The sequence below is a fragment of the Croceimicrobium hydrocarbonivorans genome (genome assembly GCF_014524565.1).
GTDB classification, from domain to species: domain Bacteria; phylum Bacteroidota; class Bacteroidia; order Flavobacteriales; family Schleiferiaceae; genus Croceimicrobium; species Croceimicrobium hydrocarbonivorans.
In genome coordinates this window covers 3,679,191-3,691,707 of sequence record NZ_CP060139.1, presented here as the reverse complement: position 1 = coordinate 3,691,707, position 12,517 = coordinate 3,679,191, and the positions used below count along the sequence as shown (strand labels likewise).

Below are 12,517 nucleotides of genomic sequence, written 5' to 3'. Positions count from 1 at the left end.
ACAGAAGATGCTAGAGTAGCCTGTGACAGAACTAAGTTACAATTCAATTTGAAAGCTAATCACAACTGCCAAAGGGTTTCGTCTGTGTCTTTTAGACCTGTGACAGAACTAAGTTACAATTCAATTTGAAAGCTAATCACAACCGGTCGTTAAAAATAGGAGTTCTTTTCCGCCTGTGACAGAACTAAGTTACAATTCAATTTGAAAGCTAATCACAACAGCATAATAGTGGTTGTCAGCTGTTAGCATCCTGTGACAGAACTAAGTTACAATTCAATTTGAAAGCTAATCACAACAATATTTTTGTTTATTTGTGTAAAATCAATCCTGTGACAGAACTAAGTTACAATTCAATTTGAAAGCTAATCACAACTTGCAAGGTTTGGACATACCTGCAGCGATTCCTGTGACAGAACTAAGTTACAATTCAATTTGAAAGCTAATCACAACTGGTATGACACCAGTGTAGTACCGGATCCACCTGTGACAGAACTAAGTTACAATTCAATTTGAAAGCTAATCACAACTTAAAATATACTGATATTAAACAGAAAAAACCTGTGACAGAACTAAGTTACAATTCAATTTGAAAGCTAATCACAACCAATATGCTTGGCAATCATTTCAAGGGCAGCCTGTGACAGAACTAAGTTACAATTCAATTTGAAAGCTAATCACAACTTTACGGCACAGCGGATGACTTTATTAGTACCTGTGACAGAACTAAGTTACAATTCAATTTGAAAGCTAATCACAACGACCAAAGAGATTCTAAGCTTTGTCAAATCCCTGTGACAGAACTAAGTTACAATTCAATTTGAAAGCTAATCACAACACTTTTACACTGCTCAAGAAGCAAAGGATGCCTGTGACAGAACTAAGTTACAATTCAATTTGAAAGCTAATCACAACGGGCAATTCTTTTATGTACACTCAAAAGGACCTGTGACAGAACTAAGTTACAATTCAATTTGAAAGCTAATCACAACTTGCAACTGAACTAAGGAGTGTTTATCATTCCTGTGACAGAACTAAGTTACAATTCAATTTGAAAGCTAATCACAACTATTTATATACCTTTGATTTTAACTCTTGTCCTGTGACAGAACTAAGTTACAATTCAATTTGAAAGCTAATCACAACGCACACTACGATCACCATCTACCCCCAGATCCTGTGACAGAACTAAGTTACAATTCAATTTGAAAGCTAATCACAACTTGTTTACATTGGGCTAGTGAAAATGGTACCCTGTGACAGAACTAAGTTACAATTCAATTTGAAAGCTAATCACAACCTCGTGGTGGTAGTCGTTATTCTGAAAGTACCTGTGACAGAACTAAGTTACAATTCAATTTGAAAGCTAATCACAACTTGAAAACAAAATTAAACGTATTGAATCTGCCTGTGACAGAACTAAGTTACAATTCAATTTGAAAGCTAATCACAACCTATCTCTAGAGAAGAAGTTGATGAACGTGCCTGTGACAGAACTAAGTTACAATTCAATTTGAAAGCTAATCACAACGAGTGCGAAAAGGAAACGGCCAACAAATGACCTGTGACAGAACTAAGTTACAATTCAATTTGAAAGCTAATCACAACTACACCGGGTTAAAGTTTACGGAGGTAAAACCTGTGACAGAACTAAGTTACAATTCAATTTGAAAGCTAATCACAACATGTTATCACTTGTAAGAGTGCAACGCAGGCCTGTGACAGAACTAAGTTACAATTCAATTTGAAAGCTAATCACAACCACCGTTAAATATTACGTTTAGATGGCCTTCCTGTGACAGAACTATTTACAATTCAATTTGAAAGCTAATCACAACTACTTTCAAGCTCTGAGATTAACCATTCAACCTGTGACAGAACTATTTACAATTCAATTTGAAAGCTAATCACAACCCGCTCACCCGCACACGCGTATTATAATGAACCTGCGACAGAACTATTTACAATTCAATTTGAAAGCTAATCACAACTTCCGGGGGTGGTTTCCATTGCGGATATGCCCTGTGACAGAACTATTTGCATTTTTTAACACCAAAAGATAAGAAACTAAAGGAAAATAATTTTTAAAACCTCCTTTAAAATATTAAGAAGAAAACGGTTCTACAATGCTCCTTTACACCTTATCCTAATCTCCCCTTCCCTCAAGTCCAAGTTTACCTCCCCTCCTATCTCAAAGCCTAGGCTTTCCAGCCATTTCCCTTCCAGGCGGATCTCAGGTACTTTGGTAGAGTCATAAGATCGTTGGCGATGCTTGGCATGTATTTTAAGAGTTCTATTGCGAGTCATATCTGTTCGTTAAAGCGAACACAATATAAAAAAGATTTGATCAAGTTTGGAATAGTGAACAAATCAGATGAGAAATATCTACAGTTCTTAGGTTCCAGGATCAAAGAACTTCGCGAAATAAAAGGCTTAGATCAAAAAGCTTTTGCTTTCCATTGCGATATAGGTCGTACTCAATTGCACAAAATAGAAAAAGCTGAAACCAACCCACGGGTTCTAACCCTCTTAAAAATCGCAGCAGGCCTTGAAATAAGTCTGGCCGAACTTCTAAAAGACTAATCACTTAAAGCTGTCCTATCCTTATGTAGGTTTGACACATTTCAGTTAGGCTTATACCTTTTGATAAAAACTGGCTACTGCACAGCTTACCGAAAGGTTAGCGAGGTTAAACTCGCCTCACATCATTCATAGAAGAAAACAACATCTCTTGTCCTCAGTCCGACCAGCGACCAAAGACCAACTACCAGCTATCTTCTCTCCCGCTCCTTCTCACAAATCCTCCGGTATTTTCACGCAGAACAAGGTTCTCCCATTATGGAAATACATTACCCGTCGGTCAGGGTCGATCACTATTTTGCTGTATATATTTCCAAAAGTCCTAAGCATGGCATTGGGATCATTTAAAAGGTCACCTGTAAGCAGGTCTACAATCACCAATTCTTGGGTAGACATAAATAATTTGCCTTCAAAATAGGTCACCCGGTCTTCAATACCATCGGGCAATTCATTATTCGATCTAAACAGACTGCCATCACTTTTATGTAAGATGACCAGCTCCGGTCCCACCCCTTTTATATAGACTTTGTAGTCGGACAGATACATCATCCCCTGATCAATATTACTAAGACGTGGTTGGGCGATAATTCCGCTAAAATCATTAGTCCATATCGAATCCCCGGTCATTAAATCAAGGCAAAAAACCCTGCGTTCCACCGCTCCGTAAACTCTTTGATTATCTACCTGCAGGGGTAATATGCCACCAAACACATTAAAATCGCGGTTTCGCCACAATAAGGAATCGGCGGTGAGATCATAGGCGAAAATGTCGGTTTGATCTTTATTGGTATAACTACTGCGATTTTTCCAAACTACAATATCATGGCCATCCTCTGTTTCACCAAATCCCAAAGCGGAGAAAAAGGGGACATACTCATCGGTCCGAGTAAAGGGATAGACCGTCTGCCAATCTTCATGGTCTAAGGGGCTGCGCAATACCGCTGCTCCATCATCACCATTATACTGTATAGTTGTATAGACAAAACCTTTATAGATATAGTTATAGGGGTGATTGCGAGAAATTAAAGAAGCCCATTGCCGGCTGCGGGTCTCCAGGTTCACACAGTCCACCGATCTTTGAGTGTTCAGAACTAAAAATTCACCTTCCGAACTGGCACTTTCATCTATATATGGTACCGCGCCATCAATAAAATCGGACCAAAGATCAATAATATGGCCATCGGCAGAATCCAAGAACATCAGGGGACTCTCTACCCCCTCCATGGTATATTCTGAACTCACGATTACCATCCCCTTATAGAGAAATGGATTAATTGACAAACTAAAATAGAGTTCGGGGTCTGGTACGATGGGCCGCTGCCAAAGAATTTCATAGGCTGGCTTAGACTGAGGTTTTGGTGGCTCCTTATCTTTACAAGTCACCAGCAACAAGCAAAGCAGGACTAAGAATAAAGGACTTATTCTAGGGGAGTTATTATTAGGGATCAGTTTCATTTAGCTAATTCATAAAATACTAATACTCGTTCTAGCAAGAGGTCCAAAGCCAGAGTCGAATTTTGCTTCACCGCCCGCTTCGCTACCCGCCTACCGGCAGGCAGGGAGGCACAAAGAGCGCAGAGGTGCAAAGAGGTCTAAGGAGATGCTTTGCGAACCTTCCCGCCTACCGGCAGGCAGTCGCAGTTTAATCCATAAGTCCCTATTTAGGGAAGAAAACAACATCTCTTGTCCTCAGTCCGACCAGCGACCAGCGACCAAAGACCAACTACCAGCTACCTTCTCTCCCGCTCCTTCTCACAAATCCTCCGGTATTTTCACGCAAAACAAGGTTCTCCCATTATGGAAATACATTACCCGTCGATCTGGGTCGATCACTATTTTGCTGTATATATTTCCAAAAGTCCTAAGCATGGCATTGGGATCATTTAAAAGGTCACCTGTAAGCAGGTCTACAATCACTAGTTCTTGGGTAGACATAAATAATTTGCCTTCAAAATAGGTCACCCGGTCTTCAATACCATCGGGTAATTCATCATTAGTCCTAAACAGACTACCATCACTTTTATGTAAGATGACCAGCTCTGGTCCTCCCCCCTTTAAATAAACCTTATAATCCGACAGATACATCATCCCTTGATCAAAATTATAGAGCTTTGGTTTGGATACAATCCCACTAAAATCATTAGTCCATATCGAATCCCCGGTCATTAAATCAAGGCAAAAAACCCTGCTTTCCACCGCTCCGTAGACTCTTTGATTATCTACCTGCAGGGGTAATATGCCGCCAAATTCATTAAAATCTCGATTTCGCCACATTAAGGAATCGGCGGTAAGATCATAGGCAAAAATGTCAGTTTGATTTTTTATACCTCCTGAACTACTCCTATTTTTCCAAACCACGATTTCATGTCCATCCTCTGTTTCACCAAATCCCAAAGCAGAGAAAAAAGGATGATAAAAATCGGTACGAGTAAAGGGATAGACCGTCTGCCAATCTTCATGGTCTAAGGGGCTGCGCAATACCGCCGCGCCATCATCACCATTATACTGTATAGTTGTATAGACAAAACCTTTATAGATATAGTTATAGGGGTGATTGCGAGAAATTAAAGAAGCCCATTGCCGGCTGCGAGTCTCCAGGTTCACACAGTCCACCGATCTTTGAGTGTTCAGAACTAAAAATTCACCTTCCGAACTGGCACATTCATCTATATATGGTACCGCGCCATCAATAAAATCGGACCAAAGATCAATAATATGGCCATCGGCAGAATCCAAGAACATCAGGGGACTCTCTACCCCCTCCATGGTATATTCTGAACTCACGATTACCATTCCCTTATAGAGAAATGGATTAATTGACAAACTAAAATAGAGTTCAGGGTCTGGTACGATGGGCCGCTGCCAAAGAATCTCATAGGCTGGTTTAAGCTGGGGCTTGGGGGGCTCCTTATCTTTACAAGTCACCAGCATCAGGCAAAGCAGGACTAAGAATAATGGACTTATTCTAGGGGAGTTATTATTAGGGATCAGTTTCATTTAGCTAATTCATAAAATAGTACTACTCGTTCTGGTAAGATGTCCAAAGCCTGAGTCGAATTTTGCTTCACCGCCCACTGCGCTATTGCTTCACCACCCGCTCCTTCGTCGCTACCCGCCTACTGGCAGGCAGGTGCCCCTTTGCTTCTTCCTACCTATCGGCAGGCGGGTGCGGTTAAACCCACAGCACCAAAATTTGAAAAACCAATCAAACTTCTTTGACTCCAATCAAATCTATCGTCTATGGTCTATCTACTATCGTCTCAAACAAACTACCAACGACCAAAGACCAGCTACCTTCTCTCCCGCTCCTTCTCACAAATCCTCCGGTATTTTCACGCAGAACAAGGTTCTCCCATTATGAAAATACATTACCCGTCGATCTGGGTCGATCACAATCCTACTTTGGATATAACCAAAGGTTGAAATCATGTCATTGGGATTATTTAAAAGGTCACCTGTAAGCAGGTCTACAATCACTAGTTCTTGGGTAGATATAAATAATTTACCTTCAAAATAGGTCACCCGATCTTCAATACCATCGGGTAATTCATTATTCGATCTAAATAGACTACCATCACTTTTGTGTAAGATGACCAGCTCCGGCCCCACCCCTTTTATATAGACTTTATAGTCGGACAGGTACATCATCCCCTGATCAACATTACTCAGACGTGGTTGGGCGATAATTCCGCTAAAATCATTAGTCCAAATTGAATCTCCAGTCAATAAATCAAGACAAAAAACCCTGCGTTCCACGGCACCGTAAACTCTTTGATTATCTACCTGCAAGGGCAATATGCCGCCAAATACATTAAAATCGCGGTTTCGCCACAATAAGGAATCGGCGGTGAGATCGTAAGCGAAAATGTCGGTTTGATTCTTATTGGTATAACTACTGCGATTTTTCCAAACCACAATATCGTGGCCATCCTCTGTTTCACCAAATCCCAAAGCGGAGAAAAAAGGATCATACTCATCGGTACGAATAAAGGAATAAACTGTCTGCCAATCTTCATGATCCAAGGGGCTGCGCAATACCGCTGCTCCATCCTCACCATTAAAACCTATAGTTGTGTAGACATAACCCTTATAAATATAATTATGAGCACTATTGCGTGAAATTAATGTGGCCCACTGCCGACTGCGAGTCTCGAGATTGATGCAGTCTACCGATCTCAAGTTGTTTAAGACCAAATAATCACCTTGAAAACTTGAACTTTCTTCTAAATAAGGGACAGCGCCATCTATATAATCGGACCAAAGGTCGATTATATGGCCATCGGCGGTGTCTAAGAACATTATTGGACTTTCTACCCCCTCCATAGTATATTCTGAACTCACTATCACCATACCTTTATACAAAACTGGATTGATAGAGATGCTAAAATACATTTCGGGATCTGGTACGATGGGTCGCTGCCAAAGAATTTCATAGGCTGGCTTAGACTGAGGTTTTGGTGGCTCCTTATCTTTACAAGTCACCAGCATCAGGCAAAGCAGGACTAAGAATAAAGGACTTATTCTAGGGGAGTTATTATTAGGGATCAGTTTCATTTAGCTAATTCATAAAATACTAATACTCGTTCTAGCAAAAGGTCCAAAGCCAGAGTCGAATTTTGCTTCATCGCCCGCTTCGCTACCCGCCTACCGGCAGGCAGGGAGAAACCTTTGCGAACCTTAGCCCCTTTGCTTCTTTGCGGTTAAAAACCCAACGACAAACGACCAATTCCCAACTACCCAAATTCACCGCCCGCTTCGCTACCCGCCTACCGGCAGGCAGGGAGGCACAAAGAGCGCAGAGGTTCACAGAGGTCTAAGGAGATGCTTTGCGAACCTTCCCGCCTACCGGCAGGCAGTCGCAGTTTAATCCATAAGTCCCTATTTAGGGAAGAAAACAACATCTCTTGTCCTCAGTCCGACCAGCGACCAAAGACCAACTACCAGCTATCTTCTCTCCCGCTCCTTCTCACAAATCCTCCGGTATTTTCACGCAAAACAAAGTTCTCCCATTATGAAAATACATTACCCGTCGATCAGGGTCGATCACTATTTTGCTGTATATATTTCCAAAAGTCCTAAGCATGGCATTGGGGTCATTTAAAAGGTCACCCGTAAGCAAGTCTACAATCACCAATTCTTGGGTAGACATAAATAATTTGCCTTCAAAATAGGTCACCCGGTCTTCAATGCCTCGAGGCAATTCATTATTCGATCTAAACAGACTGCCATCACTTTTATGTAAGATGACCAGCTCCGGTCCCACCCCTTTTATATAGACTTTGTAGTCGGACAGATACATCATCCCCTGATCAATATTACTAAGACGTGGTTGGGCGATAATTCCGCTAAAATCATTAGTCCATATCGAATCCCCGGTCATTAAATCAAGGCAAAAAACCCTGCGTTCCACCGCTCCGTAAACTCTTTGATTATCTACCTGCAGGGGTAATATGCCACCAAACACATTAAAATCGCGGTTTCGCCACAATAAGGAATCGGCGGTGAGATCATAGGCGAAAATGTCGGTTTGATCTTTATTGGTATAACTACTGCGATTTTTCCAAACTACAATATCATGGCCATCCTCTGTTTCACCAAATCCCAAAGCGGAGAAAAAAGGATCATACTCATCGGTACGAATAAAGGAATAAACTGTCTGCCAATCTTCATGGTATAAGGGGCTGCGCAATACCGCTGCTCCATCTTCACCATTATACTGTATGGTTGTATAAACATAACCTTTATAAATATAGTTATAAGGGTGATTACGAGAAATTAAAGAAGCCCATTGCCGGCTGCGGGTCTCAAGGTTCACACAGTCCACCGATCTTTGAGTGTTCAGAACTAAAAATTCACCTTCCGAACTGGCACTTTCATTTATATAAGGGACCGCGCCATCAATAAAATCCGACCAAAGGTCAATAATATGGCCATCGGCAGAATCCAAGAACATCAAGGGACTCTCTACCCCCTCCATGGTATATTCTGAACTCACGATTACCATTCCCTTATAGAGAAATGGATTAATTGACAAACTAAAATAGAGTTCAGGGTCAGGCACAATAGGTCGCTGCCAAAGAATTTCATAGGCTGGCTTAGATTGAGGTTTTGGTGGCTCATCCCGATCACAACAGCTGGTGAAAAAAATGCCTACCAAGAAAAAACTATTGAGTATAAACATTCTTTTACTTTTCATCGAGCTTAAATTCATCTCCCAAATCGCCATTAAACAATTCATTTAATCGCAAGCGGGTTTGTTCATGATTCCTTTCCTGCATATGATTGGTATTTTCCATTTCTAATGGAACTTTTGCATTCGGATAATCAATTTGAGAAGATACGGTTACTACCCCATCATTGGGTTCTTCTATCACCTGGTGACTTACTTTAGGCGAAACAAAACAATTGACCGCATTGGGTGGATTACACTCCAAAGGTGTTTGAACGATAGTTTGCGTAAAGGAATATCCTTGGGTACCACCTAAATCTATCAAACATTCACAATAATAACCCTCTAAAATCGTGGTATCCTTTCTGGCGCCGATGAACCTCTTCCAATTCATATTGGCCTGCCCTAACCAATGGGCTGCTCTATCATAATTTCGTGCATTGGCACTTGCCTTATTGGCCAAACCTCTTAAAGATATTAAGGCACCCGGATTAAAATAGCTATAAGCCGCAAAAACATTGTAATTCCTGGAAATGGTATTTTGGGCATTCTTTTTAGATATATAATCGTGGTATCGATAGTTAATGGTATCCGCAAACTCTTGATCACTCACCAATCCAAAGGGATTGGTCGCCAATATGGATCCTGAAAGATTAGAGGAATCCGTATCGGCTGTATTGGTCATAGTATGAAGAACACGCCAAAATACAGGCTCTTCCTCCACTCCATAAAAGGTAACTACCTTCATATTGTCTTGCTGCGCAAAGCTTTTCAACTCATTTAAATTAGGGGCTCCCATAGCATAATCCATTCCTACTGGTTTGCGAATAGAATTTACCAGCATAGGAAATACCAATTTATTAAATCCATCACAGGCCTTATTAGTAAAGCTAGTTACCATTGCCGGGGTGATAATTGCACCCAACCACCATTTCGAATTGACAAAATCTTGCACTACGCCGGCGCCAAAAGCTCTGCAGCCTTCATCAATCCAAGCTTGCACCGGTCCACCCGTTGCAGTGGTATTGATAATATAGGCCCCGCCATTGGGAGTACCAAAGGTGGCTAAATGTGAAAAATGCGCCGGGCTTAAATGCACTCCAGCCGCATTAGTATCATTTACATTTTGATAGCGGATGGCTCGCGAAACAATCCCCCCCTGACTATGCGCAATGGCAAAATTTTTAGCTACCGGCACCGTATCATACAAAGGGTTGTTTCGCCATATCCCCATCTTGGAATTGTTTACGAAAGTCGCTAAACCGAATATTCTACGATATTCTTCTCCTTGATAGGATAAGGCGTAGCCAGCTACATTTCGAACCGGATAGCCTGGTATGGGATTACCAATTTGCACTTCGGTAACCTCCTGAACGCGACCCCAGGAATGCTGATTTCCAGCCAAACCATGCACCCAAAAAACTAATTTAAAACCTGCTTGCCCGGTATCGGGATTCACTAAAGGGTTTATATCCGGATTAAAATCAATCATTCTTAAAGAGTCGGTGGATATATAATCCACTTGCGCCAGGAGGCTATTCATCAAAAGGCTTAAAATAAAAAGGCTTCTTAGTTTCATTAGATCTTGGTTAAGGTTTCAGAATAAATTCCATATTGAGTGTAAACCAGAATAATTAAGGCACCAACAGGATAAGTAGATCCATCCAGTACCATTAAATTATTCTCAACGTAGGGGTTCAGATGGGTTTGAATTATGTTGCCCATATAATCTCGAATTTGCACCTGAGATACTTGTGCCTCGGGAATACCCTGCAATAGCACTTCGTACTCCGTTTCCACGGGATTAGGATAAATTTCGATATGAGCCAGATCTGTGTACTTATCAATAAGGCCTGTCATGTCTTCAATTACATGATTACTAAACAATGTGGTTTCAACCCTGGTGATGGGATAATCCAGGTCCACTCGTTTTGTGCGTACCTGCTCATATTTGGGAACATAACCATAGGGGGCATATAAACTGTACACTACCCTTGATTCGATGTACTTATTTTCTTCATAATAATTGAACTCCACACTCTTATCATTGGGGTCGACAAGGATTTCATTTTGATTTAGGCTCAGCTTAAAGGAATTATCCGCATTAAGGGTAAAGTGAGCACCAGCATTAATCAAGTCCTGCACAAATTCATCATGTTTACTGGGGAAGAAAAGCATAAGGGGCTGAAATCCTTCGGTACTGTAGAAATAGGTGTTCTCTTCAATATAACCTATCTCTGCTCCGTTGTTTTTGAAATAGTACAATTGATTTCCCAGCGAATCAAAACCCATGCTTGCGGTGGGGGTCATCAATTGCAAATAAGGTGGATTCATCCACTCCTCCAATTTGCTCATTTCAAGATTTCGCTGTTGAGAATAGGGTTCCTTGGAACTGTTTACGCCAATGCATATAATGCTTTTATGCTGTTGAGGTTTTAACTCATCTCTTTCCAGCAGATCAATCTCTTGGATGCTAGTACCCGCAGGAATTTCTGCCCGATAATAGTACTCAGATTGATAGCGGTACCGGGCAATGGTGCTATCGTTAATATAATTCTGTAGGGCCTCCTGGGCCTTCGCTCCAAAACAAAACAGAAGTAAGTTTGAAGCCATGATTAATCGTTTTACATTCATGGTCTTTGATTTATGGTTTGGGTTCCTTACTTATCATTGAGCTATTAGACTAAGCTTGAAGTTCATATAACCTTTGTTTAAAGGGATAGGCAATCCCCCTCTTCTAAAAGAGTGTAACTAAAGCTATTGGAGAAATAATCCAGAGATTTCTTTACGATCAACATCAGGCAATTAAAGTCCAGGTCATCCTGAATCACCTGACAGCCGGCACTGTAACGATTAACCCGCTCTACCTCGCTGCGAAAGCTGGTGGTATGTCCGTTTAGGCCTTGTACATCGGTATATATGGGACCAGAATAGTCAAATTGTGCATCATGATCGGCATCTCGCCACACCTTAAACACGCCCTCTGTGCGCTGTTGCAAGGCTTCATAGCCATTGTGATGTCCTAATTTCCAGGCCCCCTTATACTGCCCCGGTATCAAGATGGCGGTACCATTTACATTGAGAATCTTATGCTTGAGATAATATAAACCAGGCTTGGTACTGGCCTTAAAAAGCAATAAACGGGGATTGAGCCATTCATCGCGAAAAGCCACGCCCATCCAGTCATTGAACTCATCTACCTGCGCGGAAGCATTGCGAATGCCAAAGAGATTGAGATTAAAAGAGCCCTGATCGAAAAAGCGGTAGCCCTTGGCTGCATATACCGCTTGAAGCTTAGCATAGTCGATTTCCATAGGTTTAAGGTTTAGTTTGGTGGGATGGAATCAAGTTAATTTAAACTATTTATACTTGTTAAAATCTCGTGACACCACTCATTTTATTCAATAAATAAATATTAGGTTTCAAGGTATTTTCAATAAAATAAATCATTCAAAATCTAAGATTTTTTAAACTGGATAAAGATTCTTATTAAAAATCGGAGCCCTTAGTATTTTACAGTCTAGCAATAGTTAATCAGTCTCTATTATCGCTCAAAGCAGCACCAATATCAAAAGTTTAATTTATTGAAAGCTAGATAATTTCAAACTTATTCCCTAGTAGTGGGGCCATTCAAGTAGGAATTACAGGGATATTCCTAAAGAACCAGCAGGGAAATTCCTTACGAAAACTTCTGTACATTTTTCATGCTTTAAAAGTTTCCGCTAGTCTGAATTGAGGCATACCAGAAATTCTTCATAAACATGCTGATGT

The 12,517-nt window shown here is 40.9% G+C and carries 9 protein-coding genes and 1 CRISPR repeat array (1 of these 10 running past the window's edge); of the genes, 1 reads left to right on the top strand and 8 read right to left on the bottom strand.

Going from position 1 to position 12,517, the window contains the following annotated elements; translation table 11 throughout:
- A CRISPR array of direct repeats spans window positions 1-1,759; the repeat unit is 47 nt; unit sequence CCTGTGACAGAACTAAGTTACAATTCAATTTGAAAGCTAATCACAAC (it extends 136 nt beyond the left edge of the window).
- A gap of 359 nt (window positions 1,760-2,118) precedes the next feature.
- A complete protein-coding gene (locus H4K34_RS18215; protein WP_210758506.1) occupies window positions 2,119-2,304 on the bottom strand; it encodes a SymE family type I addiction module toxin in 186 nt (61 codons plus the stop codon).
- Between H4K34_RS18215 and H4K34_RS16590 the strand changes: the two genes are divergently transcribed.
- Window positions 2,266-2,580, top strand: coding sequence for a helix-turn-helix domain-containing protein (locus H4K34_RS16590; protein WP_246452143.1), 315 nt, complete (start codon window positions 2,266-2,268; stop codon window positions 2,578-2,580). The two genes, H4K34_RS18215 and H4K34_RS16590, sit on opposite strands and share 39 nt — an antisense overlap.
- 210 nt (window positions 2,581-2,790) lie before the next feature.
- Here the strand turns inward: H4K34_RS16590 and H4K34_RS16585 are convergent, their stop codons facing one another.
- The 7 genes from H4K34_RS16585 to H4K34_RS16555 all read right to left on the bottom strand — a co-directional run bounded on the left by H4K34_RS16585 (window position 2,791) and on the right by H4K34_RS16555 (window position 12,060).
- Window positions 2,791-4,032: an outer membrane protein assembly factor BamB family protein gene (locus H4K34_RS16585; protein ID WP_210758505.1), complete on the bottom strand. Its 1,242-nt coding sequence runs from the start codon at window positions 4,030-4,032 to the stop codon at window positions 2,791-2,793.
- 297 nt (window positions 4,033-4,329) lie between these two features.
- Window positions 4,330-5,574, bottom strand: a complete 1,245-nt coding sequence (locus H4K34_RS16580; protein WP_210758504.1) for an outer membrane protein assembly factor BamB family protein — start codon at window positions 5,572-5,574, stop codon at window positions 4,330-4,332.
- A 315-nt stretch (window positions 5,575-5,889) separates the two neighbouring features.
- The gene (locus tag H4K34_RS16575; RefSeq protein ID WP_210758503.1) at window positions 5,890-7,131 is read right to left on the bottom strand and encodes an outer membrane protein assembly factor BamB family protein; all 1,242 of its coding nucleotides are present in this window, start codon (window positions 7,129-7,131) and stop codon (window positions 5,890-5,892) included.
- Between the two features lie 412 nt (window positions 7,132-7,543).
- Window positions 7,544-8,773 carry an outer membrane protein assembly factor BamB family protein gene (locus tag H4K34_RS16570; protein ID WP_210758502.1) on the bottom strand — a complete coding sequence of 410 codons (1,230 nt, stop codon included), beginning with the start codon at window positions 8,771-8,773 and terminating at the stop codon, window positions 7,544-7,546.
- Window positions 8,763-10,325 carry a lipase family protein gene (locus tag H4K34_RS16565; protein ID WP_210758501.1) on the bottom strand — a complete coding sequence of 521 codons (1,563 nt, stop codon included), beginning with the start codon at window positions 10,323-10,325 and terminating at the stop codon, window positions 8,763-8,765. Before H4K34_RS16565 ends, H4K34_RS16570 begins: the two co-directional genes overlap by 11 nt.
- Window positions 10,325-11,380: a hypothetical protein gene (locus H4K34_RS16560; protein WP_210758500.1), complete on the bottom strand. Its 1,056-nt coding sequence runs from the start codon at window positions 11,378-11,380 to the stop codon at window positions 10,325-10,327. Before H4K34_RS16560 ends, H4K34_RS16565 begins: the two co-directional genes overlap by 1 nt.
- A 77-nt stretch (window positions 11,381-11,457) precedes the next feature.
- Window positions 11,458-12,060 carry a hypothetical protein gene (locus tag H4K34_RS16555; RefSeq protein ID WP_210758499.1) on the bottom strand — a complete coding sequence of 201 codons (603 nt, stop codon included), beginning with the start codon at window positions 12,058-12,060 and terminating at the stop codon, window positions 11,458-11,460.
- Between the last annotated feature and the right edge of the window lie 457 nt (window positions 12,061-12,517).